We start from the raw sequence: 19,414 nt of genomic DNA, 5'->3' as shown, positions 1-19,414 counted from the left end.
AGCCCATGAGCGGCACGGTCTACGAGAACGCCCGCATCCACACGCTCGACCCGGCCCGCCCGCGCGCCGAGGCGATGCTGGTTCGCGGCGAGCGGATCGTCGCCGTCGGCGACCTCGCCGAGTGCCGGGACCGGGCCGGCGGCGGCGCACGCCGGATCGACCTCGGCGGGATGGCCGTGCTGCCCGGGCTGATCGACAGTCACATCCACGCCGCGTCCTACGTACGAGGGCTGGACCAGGTGGACCTGCGCGGCACGGCGAGCCTGGACGAGGCGCTGACCCGGATCGCGCGGCACGCCGCCACGCTGCCGCCGGACGCCTGGCTGTTCGGTGGCGGGTGGGACAGCAACAGGTGGACCCGGCCGGCGCAGCCGACCCGCACCGACCTGGACCGGGTCTGCCCGGACCGCCCGGCCGCGCTGCCCAGCGTCGACGGCCACACCATCTGGGTGAACAGCGCCGCGCTGGCCCGCCTCGGCATCGACGCCGCCACCCCCGACCCGCCCGGCGGGCAGATCGCACGCGACGAGCACGGTGAGCCGACCGGCGTCCTGCGCGAGGCGGCGGCCGACGCGGCGTACGCGGTGGTGCGCTCCCCGCACGCCGGTGACCTGGTCGCGCAGTTGCGCGCCCACCTGCCCCGGCTGCTCGCCGCCGGCCTGACCGGCATCCACGACCTGGACGGGCAGGACGCCCGCGCCGCCTACGAGACGCTGTACGCCCGGGGCGAGCTGCCGCTGCGGGTGCACAAGACGATCCCGGCCACGGCGCTGGACGAGGCGATCGACAGCGGCTGGGCCACCGGCGACGGGGACCGGTGGCTGAGCACCGGCCCGGTGAAGATCTTCACCGACGGCGCGCTCGGCTCGCACACCTGCCTGATGAGCGAGCCGTACGACGGCGAGCCCGGCAACCACGGCATCGCCGTCACCCCGGCCGAGGAGTTCGAGCGGCTGCTGGCCACCGCCGCCGGGGCCGGCATCGCGGTGGCGGCGCACGCCATCGGCGACGCGGCGAACCGGATGGTGCTGCGGGCGTACGCGCGCTGGCGCGATTCGGCCGGGCCCGGCCCGGCGGCGCGGCTGCGGCACCGGATCGAGCACACGCAGCACCTGCTGCCCGAGGACGTGCCGTTGCTCGCCCGCTCCGGCGTGATCGCCTCGATGCAGCCCACCCACTGCACCAGCGACATTCCGCTGACCAGCCGGATGCTCGCCGGCCGGGACCTCGCCTCGTACGCCTGGCGCAGCCTGCTCGACGCCGGGGCCGTCGTGGCGTTCGGGTCGGACGCCCCGGTGGAGGACCCCGACCCGTTCTTCGGCGTGCACGCCGCGGTGACCCGGCAGCAGCCCGACGGGACCCCGCCCGGCGGCGTCGACCCGCACGAGCGGCTCGACCTGGACACGGCGCTGCGCTGCTTCACCGGGGCCGGCGCGTACGCCTCCTACGAGGAGCACCTGAAGGGGCGGCTGCGCCCCGGCATGCTCGCCGACTTCATCGCGCTGCCCACCGACCCGTACCGGGTGGAGCCGGCGCGACTGCGGGACCTGACAGTGGCGCTGACCGCGGTCGGCGGCGTGGTGCGCTGGCAGCGCTGACCGTGTCCCGCCCGGACGCCGCTGTCCGGGCGGGACACGGCTCTCAGGCGCCCTTCACCCAGCCGAGGCTGAACCGGGCGAAGTAGATGCCGCCGGTGTCGCCCACCTCGTACAGGTTGCCGACCGTGCCGTCGGCCAGCACCGCCATCGTCGAGTAGCCGGCGCCGCCGGGCTTGACCAGTGCCCGCGCCGGCCAGCTCGCGCCGTCGTCGGTGGACAGCCGTACGGTGAGGTCGTTGCGCGCGCTCGGGTGCGCGTTGTTGCTGAACAAGGCCGTGCGGGTCCGCACCGGCGCCCGGTTCGCGCCGACCTCGGACGGCCGCAGGTAGGACATCTCGTCGGCGTTGCACAGCGGGTCGGTCAGCAGCGTGCTGGCCGTGGCCGCGCCGAACGTCGCGGCGCCGTCGGTGGAGGTGGCGTAGAAGCGGCTGCGGGTCGAGTTGTGCCGCATGTTCTGCACGATCGCGCCGGTGCCGCGCTCGATCGCCTTGCTCTCGTTGATGTTCCCGCCGGCGGATCCGCCACGGCGCCAGGTCGCGCCGTTGTCGTCGCTGTAGATGTTCGCGGCGTGGCTGGTGCCGGCCGAGTCCCGGTAGGCGATCGGCTGGATCAGACGGCCGGTGCTGGTCTGGATGCCGTGACCGGAGGAGAAGAACACCTGCCGCCAGGTGGGGTCCTTGACGGCCGGGTTCAGCTCGACGGGCGCGCTCCAGGTGGCGCCGTTGTCCCGGCTGGTGATGTAGCGCAGGTGCATGCTGTTCGGGTCGTCGGCGGTGTTCAGGCCGGAGCCGCCGGACCAGAAGCTGATGCCGGGCCTGGGGGAGTAGGTGAAGAAGCAGTAGACGACGCCGGTGGCGCGGTCCACGAGCAGGCTGGGGTCGCCGACGCCCTCGCTGGTGGTGGGCGGGGCGTGGATGACCCGGGGCTGCTCGAAGGTACGGCCGCCGTCGGTGCTGCGGATCATCACGATCTGGATGTTGTTGGTGCCGCCGCCGAGGTCGTACGAGCCGTTCACGCGGGCGTCGGCGACGGCGATGACGGTGCCGTTGTTGGTGACCGCCAGGCCGGGGATGCGGACCGAGGCGACGGTGCCGTCGTACCGGCCGCCCGGGCCGTTGAGGTCGCGGATCACGGTCTGCGTGGTGAGCAGCGTGGTGCTGGTCATCTGCGGGTTGCCGGTGGCCAGGTCGCAGGAGGTGGTGCCGCGCAGCGTGGTGTCGAAGCCGGGGGCGGTGACCCGCAGCGTGTACGGGGCGCCGGCGCCGACGGTCCAGTAGTGCAGGTAGTTGCCGCCGGCGGCGATGGTGCGGGTCCACGGCGAGCCGGTGCGTCCGGGCCAGGTGACGGTGAAGTCCCGGGCGGTCGTGGTGCGGTTCTCCAGCGCGAGCTGGAGGCGGCCGTTGGTGCAGTCGAAGCTGGTGAGCGCGGACATGCCGGTGCCGCAGTGGAAGAGGCCGGAGGTGGTCTCGTCCAGGCCGGTCGGGGTCGTCGTGCGCAGCGTGTACGGCGTGCCGGGGGCCAGCGTCCAGTACAGCTCGGCGGTGCCACCGGCGGCGACCGTGCGGGTCCACGGCGAGCCGGAGCGACCCGGCCAGGTGACTGTGTAGGTCTGGGTCGTGGTGCTGCGGTTGTCGAGGTCGAGCAGGAGCCGGCCGGCGGTGCAGTCGGCGCCGACGGTGGCGGTCACGCCGGCGGGGGCGGCGTGGGCCGGGGTGGCGGGGAGCACCGTGAGCAGGCCGAGGAGGACGGCCAGGACGGCGGTCACCCGGCGTGGTATCGCACGGACAGGGGGCACGGGGGATTCCTTCCGGACGGGTGGGGGATCGGAAGCGATGGCATCTGACGTCGGACGTCCGATGTTGGGTACGTACGCTAAGCCGATCGATGGGACCCGTCAAGGAATCGGACGATGTGGACCGTGCACAAAGGGCGCGCGCAGGCCGGCCGGTCCGCGGCCGGCCTGCCGGTGTCCGGTCGCCGGGTCAGGCCTGGGCGGCGCGGGCGATGCTCGCCCGGATGGGCGCGTAGTGCTCGGCGATGGCCGAGCGCAGCGCCGCCGCGTCCCCGGCGGTGAGGGCGGCCACGATGGCCTGGTGCCGCTGGGCGGTGATGACCCGGTCCTCCGGCTCGGTGCGCAGGGTCGGCGCGACGATGGCCTGCACCTGCCAGAACGCCTCGGTCAGCTGGACCAGCAGGTCGTTGCCGAGCGGCTCCATCAGCTTCAGGTGGAAGGCCCGGTCGACGTCGAGGAAGTCCTCGCCCTGTGCCGCCCGGCTGCGCATCTCGTCGGCGAGCGCGGAAAGCTCCGACCGGTGCTCCTCGTCCAGGGCGTCGATGACGGTGGCCGCCAGCCCCTGCTCCAGCGTCTGCCGGATGTCGACGACCTGGGCCAGTACGTGGTGGTCGTCCTCGCCGCTGAGCAGCCCTCGGAACGTCAGGCTCTCCACCAGGGCGTTGAGGGACATCCGGCCGACGAACGTGCCGTGGCCGTGGCGCACCTCGACGATGTCGAGCGCGGAGAGGATCTTGACGGCCTCGCGGACGCTGGAGCGGCTGGCGCCGACCGCCTCGCACAGCTCCGTCTCGGTGGGCAGGAGATTGCCCGGCTTGAGGCGGTTGCGCAGGATGTACTCCTTAATCCTGGTGGCGACCTCCTGCCGGCGAGGGCTCGGCCGCTCGGCGCCGCGTAGCGGACTGGCGTCAATGGTCGTCATCTGCCCCTTGCCCTTCGTTCCCGAATCTGACACCCTCACCCTACCGGCATCAGACGTCAGACGTCATACACCTTACACCTCACATCCCCGGCGCGAGCGGCGACGCGAGCGCATGAAGAGCCTATGGAGGCATCTACGTGAGCACCACCGGTAAGTCGCGGAGCTGGCGCGTGCCGCGCCGCCGCGTCCGCCCCCTGGCCGTCGCCTCCCTCGGAGCGACCCTCGCCCTCGGGCTGGTGGCCTGCAGCGGCGGTCCCGCCTCGACCAACGCGGTCAGCGGCGGGAAGGCGGGCACGTCGATCGAGGCCACCCTGGCGTTCACGCTCTCCAGCGGTTTCGACCCGGGCAACGCCTCCTCCGCCGTGGCGACCGCCGTCAACCAGCACGTCTTCGAGGGTCTCGTGGACCTCGACCCGATCACGCGGGAACCCTACAACGCGCTGGCCAAGAGCGACCCGACGCCCGGCGCCGACGGCCTCACGTACACCGTGACGCTGCGCGACGGCGCGAAGTTCTCCGACGGCACCCCCGTCACCGCCGAGGACGTCGCCTGGTCGTTCACCCGCGTGCTGAAGCCGGCGGACCCGAAGGCGCCGCCGCTGATGCAGGGCTTCGTCTCGTTCCTCGACAGCGTCACCGCCAAGGACGCGGCCACCGTCGAGTTCAAGCTGAAGTACCCGTTCGCCCTGTTCAGCGAGCGGATCTCGGTCATCAAGGTCGTGCCCAAGGCCAAGACCGGTGACGCGGCAGCGGCCAAGGCGTTCGACACCGCGCCGATCGGGTCCGGCCCGTTCAAGGTGGACAGCGCGTCCAAGGAATCCGGCATCAAGCTGAGCAAGAACGAGACCTACAACGGCCCGCGCCCGGCCAAGGTCGAGACGATGACGTGGAACACCACCACCGAGGCGTCGGCCCGGGTGTCGGACCTGCAGGGCGGCCGCGTGCAGGCCATCGAGGCCGTGCCGTACCTGAACGTCGACTCGCTCAAGGACAAGTACACGATCGACGTGAAGCAGGCCTTCAACCAGGTCTTCCTCATGTTCAACAACGCCGCCGCGCCGTTCAGCGACAAGCGCGTCCGCCAGGCCCTGCACTACGCCATCGACAAGGACGCGGTCATCAAGACCGCGCTCAACGGCTACGGCAGCCCGGCGACCAGCTACCTCGACGAGGGCAACAAGGCGTACCAGAAGGCCGCCACCGTCTACGACTACAACCCGGACAAGGCCAAGGCCCTGCTCCAGGAGGCCGGCGTCACCAACCTGTCGTTCCGGCTCGACACCACCGACAACTCGGTGGTCAAGGACGTCGCCCCCCTGGTCATCGAGCAGTGGAAGAAGATCGGCGTCAACGCCACGCTCAACACCGTGCCGTCCTCGGCCATCTACGGCGACATCGTCCCCAAGGACACATTCCGGGTGCTCATGGCCACCGGTGACCCGAGCGTCTTCGGCGTCGACACCGACCTGCTGATGCGCTGGTACTACTTCGGCGAGACCTGGCCGGGCCAGCGTTACCGCTGGAGCGACGCCAACCGCAAGGCCATGGGCGACCTGCTGGACAAGGCCGCGCAGACCTCCGACGAGGCGGCCCGCAAGGCGCTGTGGAAGCAGGCCCTGGACATGGTGGCGGACGACGCCCCGCTCTACCCGATCCTGCACACCAAGGTCGTCACCGCGTACGACCCGGCCAAGCTCGACGGCTTCTCGGGCGCCTCGACCACCGGCCTGTACTTCCTGGGCACCGGCCGGACCGGCTGAGCCCACTCGGGGCTCCGCCCCCGCCTCCGTCCCGTCCGGCCGCACGTGACCCGTGCGGCCGGACGGGACGCCCCGGCGCCCCGCCACGAGAAAGAGAATCCATGCTGACCGTCCTGAACCTGGTCGCACGACGATTCCTGACGCTGATCCCCCTGGTGCTGGGCATCACGCTCTTCGTCTTCGTGATCATGCAGTTCTCCCCGATCGACCCGGCGCTGTCCGTCCTCGGCGACCAGGCCACGCCGGCGCAGGTCGAGGCGTTCCGCGCCGCGAACGGGCTGAACGACCCGCTGCCGCTGCGCTACCTGCACTTCCTCGGCGACCTCGTCCGCGGCGACCTCGGCATGACGTTCCCGCCGTCGGTCCCGGTCGCCGAGAAGATCGCCATGGCGTTGCCGCTGACCATCCAGCTCACCGCGCTCGGCGTCGTCGGCGCGCTGGTCATCGCGCTGGCCCTCGGCATCCCGGCCGCCCTGTACCGGGACCGCTGGCCCGACCAGGTCATCCGGATCGTCTCCATGGCCGGCATCGCCACGCCTTCGTTCTGGCTGGCCCTGCTGTTCATCCAGGAGTTCTCGGTCCGCCGCCCGATCTTCCCGACCGGTGGATACGTCAACCCCGCCGACTCGGTCGGCCTCTGGCTGCAGTCCCTCGCGCTGCCCGCGCTGGCGCTGGCCGTACCGGTCGGCTGCTCGCTGGCCCGCATCGTCCGCACGTCGATGGTCGAGGAACTCGACAAGGACTACGTCCGCACCGCCGTCGGCGCCGGACTGCCACCGCGCGTGGTGATCGGCCGCAACGTGCTGCGCAACGCGCTGGTCAACCCGCTCACCGCGCTCGGCCTGCGGATCGGCTACCTCATCGGCGGCACCGTCGTCATCGAGGCCATCTTCTCGCTGCCCGGCATGGGCACCCAGATCATGAGCGCCGTCCAGCAGAACGACACCGCGCTCGCCCAGGGCACCGTGCTCACCATCGCGCTGTGCTTCGTCCTGGTGAACCTGGTCGTCGACATCCTCTACCTCTTCGCCAACCCCCGACTGCGCGGAGGCCACTGATGCGCCGGTCCCTCACCACGCGGCTGTCCCGCCCCGGCATGGCCTTCGCCCGGCTCGGTCTCGCGGCCCGGTTCGCGCTCGGCTTCGTCGCGCTCATCGTCGTGGTCGGCGTGCTCGCCCCGCTGCTGCTGCGCCACGACCCCACCCAGACCGGCCTCGGACCGGCGCTGACCGGCCCGAACGGCGACTTCTGGTTCGGCCTGGACAAACTCGGCCGCGACGTCTTCTCCCGGCTGGTCGCCGGCACCCGGCGCTCCCTGATCGTCGGTTTCGGCGCGGCCGGCATCGCGCTGGTGCTCGGCGCGATCCTCGGCGCGCTCGCCGGCAGCAGCCGCACCGTCGTCGACGAGATCATCATGCGCTGCCTCGACGTGGTCATGGCCTTCCCCACGATCGTGCTCTCCGCGCTGCTGATCATCTCGTTCGGCAAGAACAGCCTGCTGGTCCTCGTCATCGCGATCGGGTTCGTGTTCACCCCGTCGGTCGCGCGCATCGTCCGCGCCAACGTGCTGTCCCAGTACGGCGAGGACTACGTGGCCGCCGAGCGCATCATCGGCGCCCGCCGCCCGCACATCCTCTGGCGGCACGTCCTGCGCAACTGCGCCGCCCCGATCCTCGTCTTCGTCACCGTCATGGTGGCCGACGCGATCGTCTTCGAGGCGTCCCTGTCCTTCATCGGCGGCGGCCTCGCCCCGCAGGAGGCGGCCTCCTCGTGGGGCTCGGTCATCGCCTTCGGCAAGGAGATGGTGCAGATCGGCGGCTGGTGGGCCACGTTCTTCCCCGGCCTGCTGATCCTGCTCACCGTGCTGGCGCTCAACGTGCTCTCCGAGGGCATGTCCGACGCCTGGGCCGCCCCGGCCGCGCGCCGCGCCACGTCCACCACCAGCGGTGACGCGCTGGAGCAGGCGCAGCCCGGCACCGGCGAGGTGGTCGAGCTGCCCGGCCTGGCCGAGGCGGCGCAGCGGCTGCGTGAGCGCGCCCGCCCGCTGCCGCAGGGCAAGCCGGTCCTTCAGGTCAGCGACCTGTCCATCGGCTTCGAGGGCCGCCACCGCGGCGTCGACATCGTCGACGGGCTCACCTTCGACGTACGCCCCGGCGAGGTCGTCGGCCTGGTGGGGGAGTCCGGCTCCGGCAAGTCGCTGAGCGTCCTCGCCGTCATGGGTCTGCTGCCGCAGGGCGCCCGGGTACGCGGCGAGATCCGCTTCCAGGACACGGACCTGCTGAAACTCAACGCCAAGGGCCGCCGCGCCCTGATGGGCCGCGAGATCGCCATGGTCTACCAGGACGCGCTGTCGGCGCTGAACCCGGCGCTGCGCGTCGGCGCCCAACTCGCCCAGATGATCCGCCGCGGCGGCACCCGCTCGGCCGAGGAACTGATGCGGCTGGTCGGGCTGGACCCGCGGCGCACGCTCGCCGCGTACCCGCACGAGCTGTCCGGCGGGCAGCGGCAGCGCGTGGTGATCGCCATGGCGCTGTCCCGCGACCCGAAGCTGATCATCGCGGACGAGCCGACCACAGCGCTCGACGTCACCGTGCAGGCCCAGGTGATGGCGCTGCTGCTGGAGCTGCGCGAGCGGCTCGGCTTCGCCCTCATCCTGGTCAGCCACGACCTCGCCCTGGTCAGCGACGTCTGCGACCGGGTCGTGGTGATGTACGGCGGGCAGATCGTGGAGACCGGCGTGACCGCCGACGTGATGGAGGCGCCCGCCCACCACTACGCCCGCGGGCTGCTCGGTTCCGTCCTGTCCCTGGAGACCGGCGCGGAACGGCTCACCCAGATCCGCGGCGTGGTGCCCTCACCGGCCGACTTCCCGAAGGGTTGCCGGTTCTCCGACCGCTGCCCGATGGCGACCGAGATCTGCCGGGACACCGCGCCCACCATGGCGGGCACGGACGGCCACGGGTACGCCTGCCACCACCCCGCCGTCACCGTCAGCGAGAAGGAGCCGGCCCGATGAGCGCCACCGCCGAGCACCGGCCGATCGCCGAGCTGAGCGACGTGCACGTGGTGCACGCCGCGCGCGGCGGCGGCATGTTCAGCCGGGAGAAGGTCTACGCGCTCACCGGCGCCGACCTGGTCATCCGGGCCGGCGAGACGGTCGGCATCGTCGGCGAGTCCGGCTGCGGCAAGTCCACCCTCGCCAAGGTGCTCGTCGGCCTGCAACGGCCGACCGCCGGCACGGTGTCCTTCGCCGGCAAGGACGTGTGGTCGATGACCGCCACCGAGCGGCGCGAGCACATCGGCGCCGGCGTCGGCATGATCTTCCAGGACCCGGCCACCTCACTGAACCGCCGGATGCCGGTACGCGACATCCTGCGCGACCCGCTCGACGTGCACCGCCGGGGCACCCGGCAGCAGCGCGAGCAGCGGGTGACCGAGCTGATGGCCCTGGTCGGCCTGCCCCGCTCGGTCGCCGACGTGCTGCCCAGCCAGCTCTCCGGCGGCCAGCGCCAGCGGGTGTCCATCGCCCGCGCGCTGGCCCTGGAACCGGGGCTGGTCATCGCCGACGAGCCGACCAGCGCGCTCGACGTGTCGGTCCGCGCGCAGATCCTCAACCTGCTGCTGGACCTCAAGGACCGGCTCGGCCTGGCCATGGTGCTGGTGTCGCACGACATCCAGACCGTCAAGCGGGTCAGCGACCGGGTCGTCACCATGTACCTGGGCCGCATCGTCGAGCAGACCCCCGCCGACCTGCTGCCCGAGGGCGGCCGGCACCCGTACACCCGGGCGTTGTTCTCGGCCACGCCGGGCCTGCTCTCACCGATCGAGCCCATTCCGCTGGTCGGCCCGGTCCCGTCGGCGACCCGGCCGCCGAGCGGCTGCCCGTTCCGGACCCGCTGCTGGGCCGCCACCGACGGCTGCGCCGTGGACATGCCCGCGCCGCGCCCCGCCGAGGGCGCGGGCCACGAGTTCCGCTGCCACCACCCGGTGCCCGCCGGCACCGCCAACACCGAACTGGTCGCGCTCGCCACCTCGGCGACCGGCCGCACCACAACTGAGTCTGTCGAGGAGAACCTGTGACCACCCCAGCCCCGCGGTTCGCCGGAGTCGTGCCGCCGGCCGTCACCCCCCTGACCGAAGAGGGCGAGGTCGACGTCCACTCCCTGGAACGGCTGGTCGAATGGCTGCTCGACGCCGGCGTCGACGGCATCTTCGCCCTCGGCAGCTCCGGCGAGACGGTCTTCCTCACCGACCGGCAGCGGGACCTCGCGCTGGAGACCATCGTCAAGACCGCCGGCGGCGCCGTGCCGGTCCTCGCCGGCTGCATCGAACCCACCACCCGCCGGGTCGTGGAGCGGGCCGAGGCGTCCACCCGGCTGGGCGCGGACGGCCTCGTCGTGACCGCCCCGTTCTACGCCATCGTCGGCCCGCACGAGATCGAGCGGCACTTCCGCGCCGTCGCCGCGGCGGTCGAGCTTCCGCTGCTGGCGTACGACATCCCGGTCTGCGTGCACAGCAAGCTCTCCGTCGACCTGCTGACCCGCCTCGCCGCCGAGGGCGTGCTGGCCGGCGTCAAGGACTCCAGCGGCGACGACGTCGCGTTCCGCCAGCTGGCGCTCGCCATCGCCGAGCACGCGCCGGAGCGCGACTTCAGCCTGCTCACCGGCCACGAGGTCGTGGTCGACGCGATGATGCTCGCCGGTGGCTCCGGCTCGGTGCCCGGACTGGGCAACGTGGACCCGGCTGGATACGTGCGACTGCACCGCGCCTGCGTGGCCGGCGACTGGGCCGCGGCCCGCCGGGAACAGGACCGCCTGACCCGGCTGTTCCGCATCGTCGACGCGGCCGACCCGGCCACCTCGGCGGGCGCCACCCGGGGCGTCGGCGCGTTCAAGACCGCGCTGTCCCTGCTCGGCGTCATCGCCGGCAACGCGGTGTCGCTGCCGCTGCGGCCGCTGGACGACGCCGAGACGGGCCGCGTGCGTACCCAGTTGGAACTGGCCGGGCTGCTCTGACCATGCCCGAGGTGAGCACGACCGGTCTGGTCGCCGCGCTCGACATCGGCGGCACCAAGACCACAGCCGCGCTGGTCACCGCCTCCGGCGAGGTCGTCGGCCGGCACACCGCGCCGACGCCTGGCCGCTCCGGCGCCGCCGCGGTGCTCGACACCGCCGCCGGCCTGGTCGAGAAGCTGCGGGCGGACGCGCCGGGCGTCGTACGGGCGCTCGGCGTCGGCAGCGCCGGCGTCATCGACAGCGGCTCCGGCCTGGTGCTGTCCGCCACCGACGTGCTGACCGGATGGGCCGGCACGGACCTGCGCGGCGACCTGGCTCGGCGTCTCGGTGTGCCGGTCACCGTGGTCAACGACGTGCACGCCCACGCGCTGGGCGAGGCGCGTCACGGCGTCGCGGCCGGGTACGACACGGTGCTCTACGTCGCCGTGGGCACCGGCGTCGGGGCGTCGTTCGTCCTCGGCGACACAGTGCTCGCCGGTGCGCACAGCGCGGCCGGGCACGCCGGGCACCAGCCGTCGGCGTACGCCGGAACGCTGCCCTGCACCTGCGGCGGGCGCGGGCACCTGGAGGCGATCGCCGCCGGGCCCGCGCTCACCGCCGAGTACGTCCGGCGTACCGGCCGTCCGGTGGCCGACCTGCGGGCCGTCGCCGCGCTCGCGGCGGACGGCGACGAGACGGCCCGCGACGTCGTCCGGCTCGGCGGCACGGCCGTCGGGTCCGCCGTCGGCGGCCTGGTCAATGTGCTCGACCCCGCCGCCGTGGTGATCGGCGGCGGCGTCACCGGCCTCGGCGAGCCGTGGTGGCGGGCGCTGCGTGACGCGGTGCCCGCCGAGACGCTGCCCGCCCTGGCCGGTGTGCCGGTCCTCGCCTCCACTCTCGGCCCCGACGCGCCGCTGCTCGGCGCCGCCTCGCTCGCCTGGAAGGTCTCATGAACTCCCTCGTCGACCAGCTCCGCCACCGCCTGGTGGTCTCCTGCCAGGCGTACCCGGGTGAGCCCATGCGCGACCCGGACACCATGCGCCGGGTCGCGCTCGCCACCGCCCGCGGCGGCGCCGCCGGCATCCGCGCGCAGGGACTGGCGGACATCGCGGCCATCCGCGCGGCGGTGGACCTGCCGCTGATCGGGCTCTGGAAGGACGGCGACGACGACGTCTTCATCACCCCGACGCTCGAACACGCGCTCGCCGTCGCCGACGCCGGGGCGCACGTCGTCGCGCTCGACGGCACGTCCCGGCCCCGCCCCGACGGCCGTACGCTCGCCGAGACGATCGCCGCCGTGCACGAGCGCACCGGCGCGCTGGTGATGGCCGACTGCTCCACGTTCGACGAGGGCATCGCCGCCGCCGCTGCCGGCGCCGACCTGGTCGGCACCACGCTCTCCGGGTACACCGCGTACACCACAAAGGGCGACGGGCCGGACCTGGACCTGGTCGCCCGGCTCGCCGCCGCGGTCGACGTCCCGGTGGTCGCCGAGGGACGCATCCACACCCCGGAGCAGGCCGCGCAGGCGCTGCGAGCGGGCGCATGGACGGTGGTGGTCGGCACCGCCATCACCCACCCGAGCACCATCACCGGCTGGTTCGCGTCCGCCGTACGGGAGGCCGCGTCGTGCCGCTGACCGACCTCGACCTGGCCGGCTGCCTCGCGTACCGGCCGGAGCTGGACGTGCCGGCGGACCTGGACGGATTCTGGGCGCGCACGCTCGACGGCGGCGGCGACCCGGCGGCGGCGGTCTACGAGCCGGTCGACACCGGGCTGACCCAGATCCGGACGTACGCGGTCACGATCCCCGGTTTCGCCGGTGAGCCGGTACGCGGATGGCTGCACCTGCCCGCCGGTGCCGACGGGCCGCTGCCCTGCGTGGTCGAGTACCTCGGCTACGGCCGGGGCCGCGGCCTGCCGCACGAGAAGCTGTTCTGGGCGGCGGCCGGTTTCGCGCACCTGATCATGGACAGCCGGGGCCAGGGCTGGAGCGCCGCCACCGGCGGCACGCCCGACCCGCACCCCTACCCGGCCGGCACCGTGCCCGGCTTCCTCACCCGGGGCGTCGCCGACCCGGCCGAGCACTACTACCGGCGGCTCATCACTGACGCGGTCCGTTTCGCCGAGGCCGCCCGGCGGCACCCGGCCGTCGACCCGCGTCGGGTGGCGGTGACCGGCTTCAGCCAGGGCGGCGGCCTCGCCCTGGCCGTCGGCGCGTTGTGCCCGGACGTCGCCGCCGTCATGCCGGACGTGCCGTTCCTGTGCGACATCCGCCGGAGCGTGCGCGTCGCCGGCCCGGACAGCCCGTACGCCGAGGTCGTCGAGTACCTCGCGCTGCACCGCGACCGCGCCGACCAGGTATTCCGCACGCTGTCCTACCTGGACGCCGCAGTGCTTGCGCCGCGCGCCACCGCGCCGGCGCTGTTCTCCATCGCCCTGCGTGATCAGGTCTGTCCGCCGTCGACCTGCTTCGCCGCCTACCACCGCTACGGCGGCGACAAGGACGTGCGGGTGTACGAGTTCAACGACCACGAGGGCGGCGAGGCGGCACACCAGCGCGAACAGCTCACCTGGCTGCGCGGGATCCTGGGCGGCTAACGGGCCCGTTCCACCACGTAGTCGGTCAGCTCCAGCAGGAAACGGCCGTCCTCGGTGTCGGCGGCGGCGCCCAGCGCCCGCTCACCCTCACGCCGGGCCGCGAGCGCGAGATCCCGGGCGCTGCGCCGCGCCGACTCCACACAGTCGTACGCGAGTAGCCGCCCGTGCAGCCAGCGCACCTCGGCGTCGGTGCGCTGCGCGCGGGTACGGCTCAGCAACCGCACGAGCCGTTCACGTTCCTCCGGTGTGCACCGCCGCATGAAGTCGATCAGGATCAGCGTGCGCTTGCCCTCCCACAGGTCACCGGCGATCTCCTTGCCGTACCGGGCGTAGTCGCCGGTCAGGTTCAGCGCGTCGTCCTGGATCTGGAACGCCGCGCCCAGATACCAGCCGTACCGATCCAGCACGTCGACCGCGTTCTCCCGGCCGGTCGCCACGAGGACGCCGGCGCGGCACGGGTAGATGCACGTGTACCAGGACGTCTTCTTCAGGCACATCCGGTAGTAGTCGTCCGCGTCCAGGTCGCACACGTTGTCGCGGATCCAGCCGATCTCGATCGCCTGCCCCTCCAGCGAGTGGCGCATCATCAGCTCGGTCTCGGTGAACAGCCGCCACGCGATCCCGGAGCCGAGCGCCGCCCGGTTCGCGGCCAGCCGCCGCAACGCCAGCAGGTTCGTCATGTTGCCGACGTTCAGCGCCACGCCCACGCCGTACTCGGCGTGCAGCGTCCGCCCGCCGCGCCGCTGCTCGCTTTCGTCCTGGATGTCGTCGTGGATGAGGAAGGCGTTGTGGAACAGCTCCACTGTCACCGCGGCGTTGAGGCCCACCGCGTCGCCGCCGCCGAACGCCCGGCACGTGGCCAGGCACAGCGCGGCGCGCAGCCCCTTGCCCCACCGGCGCGGATACTCCGCGACCAGGTCGTAGAGGTAGCGTGGGCCGCCGTCGGGCACGTCGTCGAGCAGTGCGCCGAGGGCCAGCCCGCGATAGCGCTCCAGCATCCGTTCCACGTGCCCGCCGGCCACCCCGGCGGTCGGCGCCATCGCGCGGCTACCGGTCCGTCGGCCGCTTCGGGGCCGGCGACGCCAGCCGGTCCGCGAGCCCGTTTGCGACCTCGGGGGCCAGCCGCGCCAGATTGAGTACGGTGTCCAGCGCGTCGTGCGCGTCCGACGTGTACCGCCGGATCACCTCACCGCGCTGGTCGTCGGCCATCTTCAGCTGCCCGACCACGGTGTCGATCAGGGCGTGCCCGTCGGTGCGGACCCGCGCGACGAGTTCGTCGAACGCCTCCGGGTCGACCCGGCGGCTCTCGGTCAGCTTCTCCTCGAGTCGCCGGGCGCCGGCCAGCCCCGCCGCGAGTTCCTCCTCCAGGACCGTGGCCGCGTGGGTCACGGTCTCCGAGGTCTCCTCGGCCACCTTCTCGAAGCGCTCGTTCGTGCGCTCACGCTTGCCGTGTGTCATGGGCGAAGTGTCACCGGACCAGGCACGACGCACCAGGCGAGTGTCGCCATGGTGACTGAGCGTGGCCGACCCGGGCAGCTTTCGCGACTGGGTACGGGTACTCAGCGCAGTACCGTCCCGTCGCTCATGTGCGGGCGCGGCGGCGTCGACAGGATCCTTGTCATGGCCGAGACGCTGCACCGACACGCCGCCTTGCGTACCGTCGACACGCCGCTGCCCGCCGAGGCCGCGCTGGCCCCCGCCGGCCGCGCGGTCGCCGCGCTGGCCCGGCTCATCGCCCACCACCCCGCCGGCTGGAGGTGGCTGGCCCGGCGCCACCACCCGGTCCTCGACCGGCTCGCCGCCGCGAACGCGCGGTCCACCTGCGTCCGCGCCGCCCGGCGGGTGCCCGCGTACCAGGCGTTCCTGCGGGCCCGCCCGGGCGGGCTGCGCCGCCGGCTGCGGGACTTCCCGGAGACCGACAAACGTGGGTACGTCATGGCGTACGACGCCTCGGCGCGGTGCCGGGACGGGCGGATGCCGGAGCGGGGCGTGGTGGTCGACGAGTCGGCCGGCTCGTCCGGGCGGCCGTTCAACTGGCCGCGCGGCGAGCGGGAGCTGCGGGCGGTGCACCGCGACATCGCCGGGTACACCGGGCTGGCGTTCCCGATGCGCCGACCGTTCGTCATCAACGCGTACTCGATGGGCGCCTGGGCGACCGGCACCACGACCGGCGCGGCGATGGCCCGGATCGCGACGGTGAAGAACACCGGCCCCGACCTGGGGAAGATCGTCGACACGCTGCGCGAGTTCGGCCCCGGCCACGACTACCTCGTGACCGCGTACCCGCCGTTCCTCAAGCACCTGCGGGACCGGCTCGACGCCGAGGACTTTCCGTGGTCGCGGTACCGGATCTTCGCCAGTTGCGGCGGCGAGGGGATGACCGAGGCGTTGCGCGACTACCTGGAGCAGCGGTTCGTGCGGGTGCGGTCGGCGTACGGGGCGTCGGACCTGACCATCGGCATCGGCGCGGAGACCCGGTTCACGGTCTGGTTGCGGCGGCGGCTGCGCACCGACGCGGGACTGCGCGCGGAACTGCTGGGCCGCGGCGAGCAGCGGCTGCCGATGGTGTTCCAGTACAACCCGTTCGCCACCTACCTGGAGACCAACGAGCGGCGGGAACTGCTCTGCACTGTCACCGGCCCGCACGTGCTCCAGCCCCGGCTGCGCTACAACGTCGGCGACGAGGCGCTGCTGGTGCCGTACCGGCGGATCGTCGAGCTGGCCCACGCCGACCCGGTGCGCCGCGCCGAGTTCCGTACCGCGGTGGCCGAGGAACGGATGACGCTGCCGTTGCTGCTGTTGTTCGGCCGCAGCGACTCCACCGTGTCCTACCTGGGCGCGAACCTCTACCCGCAGGACGTCGAGTACGGCCTCTACACCGGCAACCCGTACGCCGCCGAGATCAACAGGTTCTGTCTCACGCTGCACGAGGACGCGGCGCTGGAGACCCGGCCGGTGATCCACGTGGAGCTGCGCCGCCCGCTGGACGCCGCGGCCCGCGCGGCGCTCGCCGACGCCTGCCGCGACGGGGTACGCGCGCACCTGACCTCGGTGTCGCGGGACTTCGCGCAGTCCCTGGTGGAGGACCCGACCGCCGGTGACCTCCGGGTCCAGCTGCACGAGCCGGGCGGCGGCCCGTTCGCCGCCATGCAGAAGATCAAGAACGTCTACCTGGTGAGGTGAGCGATGCGTACCCGTGACTTCTCCCGCGCCCCGGCCCAGGCCCGCGCCGGCGCCATGTTCATCGGCGGCACCCGGTACGCGAACCCGCTGGTGCTGCTGCGCCTGGCCCCCGACTGGATCCGGATGGTGCGCGACATGCGCCGGATGTCCGGCTACTGCTGGCACACCGTCTACTGGCAGTTCCCGCTGACGCTCGGCACCATCGCGTTCTTCACCGACCGCGACGCGCTGCTGCGCTTCGCCCGGACCCGGCACCACCGCAAGCTGATGATGTGGCTGACCGACGGCAACCGCAACGCCACGGCCGGGTTCATCCGCCTCTACACCGCCTCCCCGGACGGCTACTCAAACGGCGCGTGGCGGGCCGAGGACGGCGCGATGGGCCACATCGAGCGGTTCACGCCGCTGGGCGCGGAGACGACCGGACCGGCGGTGCGCCGGTGACCGGCCACCGGTTCGAGCGCGTGACCGGCCGGCGCGGCCTGCGCGACTTCCTCGCGCTCACCGACCGGCTGTACGCGGACGAGTCCCGCTACGTGCCGACGCCCCGGCAGCAGATCCGCCGCTGGTGGCGCGACGGCGTGCCGATGTACGTGCTGCGCGACGCCACCGGCGCGGTGGTCGGGCGGACCACGCTGCACACCGACGCCGACCTCGACGCCAAGCTCGGCCGCCGGTGCCAGTTGTTCGGGCTCACCGAGTTCACGCCGCACGCCGCCCGGCCGCTGTTCGACGCGATCGCCACGTACGCCACACCCGGCCGGGACCTGCTGTTCGGGCCGGTGGCGCTGCTGCCCAACCAGGCCGGTGGCGTGATCACCTCCGGGTACGCCGACCGGGGTTTCGTGGACAGCGCGTGGAACCCGCCGTACTACCCGGACGCCTACGAGGAGAACGGGTTCACCGGGCGGTTCGTCTCCGACACCTGGATCTGCCCGGTGCCGTCGCCGTCCGGGCCGCCGCCCGCGCTGGGCGTCCAGCCCGACGGCTCCCGGCTGGACCTGCACCGGGGGAACAGCCGGCGGCTCGACGAACAGCTGGGCCTGCTGCGCGGGATGCTCAACGACTCCTTCGCCCAGCTCGGCTACTACACGCCGATCTCGGCGGCGCAGCTGCGGCGGCAGACCGACGGGCTGGCGTACCTGCTGGATGACTCGCTGCTGCTCTACCTGACCCGCGACGGGCACCCGGTGGCGTTCGTGCTCTGCGTACCGGACATCAGCGACTTCCTGGTCGCTGTGCGCGGCGACCTGAACCCGGTCAACCAACTGCGGCTGCTGGCCACCCGCCGCCGGTACCGCCGGGAGGCGGTGCTGATCGTCAAGGGTGTGGTGCCGCGGTTCCAGGGGCGCGGCTACCAGCGGCTGCTGTCGGAGCACCTGCACCGCAACCTGCACGAGGGCGGATACACGGCGCTGCGCAGCACGTACGTCGGGCGGGACAACCCGGCGTCGGCCGCCCAGTACCGGCGCCTCGGCGGACGCCCGCTGCACGGCTACACGTTCTACGCCAGGGAGCGGTGAGCATGGACCTCGCCGCGTTCCGCGCGCTGGAGCCGCTGTGCTGGCGGGCGCCGAGCGCGCACAACACCCAGCCGTGGCGGCTGCGCTACGAGCGCTGGGCGATCACCGTCGGCTGGGACCCGGCCGACACGCTGCCCGCCGGCGACCCGACCGGGCGGGACCTGCGGCTGTCGCTCGGCGCGTTCGTGGAGACCTGCCTGATCGTCGCCGCCGACGCGGGGCTGCGGCTGGACTGGGCCGCCGACCACGACGAGTCGGACCGGCGGGTGGGGCGGCTGCGTCCGGCCCGGCAGCCGTACCGGACGCCGTTTCGCGCCGCCGACGTGTGGGACCGGCGTACCCACCGGGGCCGGTTCACCGGCGGCCCGGACGCCGACGTGGTCGCGGCCGTGGACGCGGTCGCCCGCCGGGCCGGTGGCGCGGCCCGCGTGGTGCCGGCGGCCGGGCGGCTGCGCGCGCTGCTGCGCACGGCCGACCGGCACGTGTACGCCGACCCGTCGGTGGTCGCCGAGCTGCGCCGCTGGCTGCGCCTGGACCGGGCGTGCCCGCGCTACCGGAGCGACGGGCTCAGTGACAGCTGCCTCGGGCTGGGCCGGGCGGCGGCCACCGGACTGCGGGCGGCGCTCGCGGCGTACCCGGCGTTGCGCCCGCTGGGGCTGCCCCGGCTGCTCGCCGCCGCGGGCGGTGATCCGCTGGCGCAGGGCGGCGGGGTGCTGGCGCTGATCGCGCCGCCCGGTCTGGACGCGGCCGGGCAGGTCGAGTTCGGACGCGTGCTGATGCGGATGTGGCTGACGCTGCACACGGCCGGGCTGGCCGCGCACCCGCTCAGTCAGCTCGTCGACGTCGCCGCCACCCGTGGCGCGCTCGGCACGCTGCTGGACGTGGCGCCGGAGCGGATCGTGCACGTGGCCCGGGTGGGGCGGCCGGCCGCGCCCGCGCCCCGCTCGGCCCGGCGAGTGCGCCACGGATCGCGTCTGTTAGCGGTAACACCCCTTGACGCGATGTCACTTCATCCATGAGAGTCCATGTTGGCCGACGTGT

General features: G+C 73.2%; 17 protein-coding genes. 13 read left to right on the top strand and 4 right to left on the bottom strand.

Annotated elements, in window-relative coordinates; translation table 11 throughout:
- The first annotated feature begins 5 nt into the window (after nt 1-5).
- Nucleotides 6-1,598 (top strand): amidohydrolase, encoded by a 1,593-nt coding sequence (locus tag HA073_RS13275; RefSeq protein ID WP_166456512.1) that lies wholly within the window; start codon nt 6-8, stop codon nt 1,596-1,598.
- A 43-nt stretch (nt 1,599-1,641) separates the two neighbouring features.
- Here the strand turns inward: HA073_RS13275 and HA073_RS13270 are convergent, their stop codons facing one another.
- Nucleotides 1,642-3,393 carry an exo-alpha-sialidase gene (locus tag HA073_RS13270; protein WP_166456511.1) on the bottom strand — a complete coding sequence of 584 codons (1,752 nt, stop codon included), beginning with the start codon at nt 3,391-3,393 and terminating at the stop codon, nt 1,642-1,644.
- Nucleotides 3,394-3,580: 187 nt separating this feature from the next.
- On the bottom strand, nt 3,581-4,312 hold the full coding sequence (locus HA073_RS13265; protein WP_104114786.1) for a FadR/GntR family transcriptional regulator: 732 nt from the start codon (nt 4,310-4,312) through the stop codon (nt 3,581-3,583).
- Nucleotides 4,313-4,449: 137 nt separating this feature from the next.
- On the opposite strand from HA073_RS13265, the gene HA073_RS13260 reads away from it, so the two are divergent.
- From HA073_RS13260 to HA073_RS13225, 8 genes are all read left to right on the top strand, one after another.
- Nucleotides 4,450-6,072 carry an ABC transporter substrate-binding protein gene (locus HA073_RS13260; protein ID WP_043324748.1) on the top strand — a complete coding sequence of 541 codons (1,623 nt, stop codon included), beginning with the start codon at nt 4,450-4,452 and terminating at the stop codon, nt 6,070-6,072.
- 101 nt (nt 6,073-6,173) lie between these two features.
- Nucleotides 6,174-7,130 carry an ABC transporter permease gene (locus tag HA073_RS13255; protein ID WP_064446265.1) on the top strand — a complete coding sequence of 319 codons (957 nt, stop codon included), beginning with the start codon at nt 6,174-6,176 and terminating at the stop codon, nt 7,128-7,130.
- Complete coding sequence (locus tag HA073_RS13250; RefSeq protein ID WP_043324746.1) at nt 7,130-9,088, top strand: dipeptide/oligopeptide/nickel ABC transporter permease/ATP-binding protein; 1,959 nt, start codon at nt 7,130-7,132, stop codon at nt 9,086-9,088. The genes HA073_RS13255 and HA073_RS13250 overlap by 1 nt, the downstream gene beginning before the upstream one ends.
- Nucleotides 9,085-10,152 carry an ABC transporter ATP-binding protein gene (locus HA073_RS13245; protein ID WP_043324745.1) on the top strand — a complete coding sequence of 356 codons (1,068 nt, stop codon included), beginning with the start codon at nt 9,085-9,087 and terminating at the stop codon, nt 10,150-10,152. The genes HA073_RS13250 and HA073_RS13245 overlap by 4 nt, the downstream gene beginning before the upstream one ends.
- Nucleotides 10,149-11,087: a dihydrodipicolinate synthase family protein gene (locus HA073_RS13240; protein WP_069090135.1), complete on the top strand. Its 939-nt coding sequence runs from the start codon at nt 10,149-10,151 to the stop codon at nt 11,085-11,087. Before HA073_RS13245 ends, HA073_RS13240 begins: the two co-directional genes overlap by 4 nt.
- Nucleotides 11,088-11,089: 2 nt before the next feature.
- Entirely contained in the window at nt 11,090-12,019 is a 930-nt protein-coding gene (locus HA073_RS13235) for an ROK family protein (protein ID WP_166456510.1), read from the top strand.
- Nucleotides 12,016-12,705 carry an N-acetylmannosamine-6-phosphate 2-epimerase gene (locus HA073_RS13230; RefSeq protein ID WP_064446261.1) on the top strand — a complete coding sequence of 230 codons (690 nt, stop codon included), beginning with the start codon at nt 12,016-12,018 and terminating at the stop codon, nt 12,703-12,705. The genes HA073_RS13235 and HA073_RS13230 overlap by 4 nt, the downstream gene beginning before the upstream one ends.
- A complete protein-coding gene (locus HA073_RS13225; RefSeq protein ID WP_166456509.1) occupies nt 12,696-13,667 on the top strand; it encodes an acetylxylan esterase in 972 nt (323 codons plus the stop codon). Before HA073_RS13230 ends, HA073_RS13225 begins: the two co-directional genes overlap by 10 nt.
- On the opposite strand, the gene HA073_RS13220 is transcribed toward HA073_RS13225, so the two are convergent.
- Both HA073_RS13220 and HA073_RS13215 read right to left on the bottom strand, forming a co-directional pair.
- Entirely contained in the window at nt 13,664-14,707 is a 1,044-nt protein-coding gene (locus HA073_RS13220; RefSeq protein ID WP_166456508.1) for a polyprenyl synthetase family protein, read from the bottom strand. The two genes, HA073_RS13225 and HA073_RS13220, sit on opposite strands and share 4 nt — an antisense overlap.
- A 7-nt stretch (nt 14,708-14,714) precedes the next feature.
- Nucleotides 14,715-15,125, bottom strand: a complete 411-nt coding sequence (locus HA073_RS13215; protein ID WP_166456507.1) for a hypothetical protein — start codon at nt 15,123-15,125, stop codon at nt 14,715-14,717.
- A 162-nt stretch (nt 15,126-15,287) separates the two neighbouring features.
- Here HA073_RS13215 and HA073_RS13210 point away from each other — a divergent pair, with 162 nt between their 5' ends.
- From HA073_RS13210 to HA073_RS13195, 4 genes are read left to right on the top strand one after another with little or no spacing between them, the layout of a single operon-like run.
- A complete protein-coding gene (locus HA073_RS13210) occupies nt 15,288-16,850 on the top strand; it encodes a phenylacetate--CoA ligase family protein (RefSeq protein ID WP_166456506.1) in 1,563 nt (520 codons plus the stop codon).
- A 3-nt stretch (nt 16,851-16,853) separates the two neighbouring features.
- Nucleotides 16,854-17,294, top strand: a complete 441-nt coding sequence (locus HA073_RS13205) for a hypothetical protein (protein WP_064446256.1) — start codon at nt 16,854-16,856, stop codon at nt 17,292-17,294.
- Complete coding sequence (locus HA073_RS13200) at nt 17,291-18,373, top strand: hypothetical protein (RefSeq protein ID WP_166456505.1); 1,083 nt, start codon at nt 17,291-17,293, stop codon at nt 18,371-18,373. The genes HA073_RS13205 and HA073_RS13200 overlap by 4 nt, the downstream gene beginning before the upstream one ends.
- Nucleotides 18,374-18,375: 2 nt before the next feature.
- Nucleotides 18,376-19,392 (top strand): nitroreductase, encoded by a 1,017-nt coding sequence (locus tag HA073_RS13195; protein WP_166456595.1) that lies wholly within the window; start codon nt 18,376-18,378, stop codon nt 19,390-19,392.
- The last annotated feature ends 22 nt before the right edge of the window (nt 19,393-19,414 follow it).

Source organism: Micromonospora sp. CMU55-4, from assembly GCF_011602315.1.
GTDB lineage: Bacteria > Actinomycetota > Actinomycetes > Mycobacteriales > Micromonosporaceae > Micromonospora > Micromonospora chalcea.
The sequence above is the reverse complement of the archived record's forward strand: the minus strand, read 5'-3'. Positions and strand labels throughout refer to the sequence as shown.

Coding starts and splice junctions, on each gene's coding strand:
- HA073_RS13275 (WP_166456512.1), top strand. CDS start 6: ATGAGCGGCACGGTCTACGAGAACGCCCGCATCCACACGCTCGACCCG.
- HA073_RS13265 (WP_104114786.1), bottom strand. CDS start 4,312: ATGACGACCATTGACGCCAGTCCGCTACGCGGCGCCGAGCGGCCGAGC.
- HA073_RS13255 (WP_064446265.1), top strand. CDS start 6,174: ATGCTGACCGTCCTGAACCTGGTCGCACGACGATTCCTGACGCTGATC.
- HA073_RS13250 (WP_043324746.1), top strand. CDS start 7,130: ATGCGCCGGTCCCTCACCACGCGGCTGTCCCGCCCCGGCATGGCCTTC.
- HA073_RS13245 (WP_043324745.1), top strand. CDS start 9,085: ATGAGCGCCACCGCCGAGCACCGGCCGATCGCCGAGCTGAGCGACGTG.
- HA073_RS13235 (WP_166456510.1), top strand. CDS start 11,090: ATGCCCGAGGTGAGCACGACCGGTCTGGTCGCCGCGCTCGACATCGGC.
- HA073_RS13230 (WP_064446261.1), top strand. CDS start 12,016: ATGAACTCCCTCGTCGACCAGCTCCGCCACCGCCTGGTGGTCTCCTGC.
- HA073_RS13220 (WP_166456508.1), bottom strand. CDS start 14,707: ATGGCGCCGACCGCCGGGGTGGCCGGCGGGCACGTGGAACGGATGCTG.
- HA073_RS13215 (WP_166456507.1), bottom strand. CDS start 15,125: ATGACACACGGCAAGCGTGAGCGCACGAACGAGCGCTTCGAGAAGGTG.
- HA073_RS13210 (WP_166456506.1), top strand. CDS start 15,288: ATGGCCGAGACGCTGCACCGACACGCCGCCTTGCGTACCGTCGACACG.
- HA073_RS13205 (WP_064446256.1), top strand. CDS start 16,854: ATGCGTACCCGTGACTTCTCCCGCGCCCCGGCCCAGGCCCGCGCCGGC.
- HA073_RS13195 (WP_166456595.1), top strand. CDS start 18,376: ATGGACCTCGCCGCGTTCCGCGCGCTGGAGCCGCTGTGCTGGCGGGCG.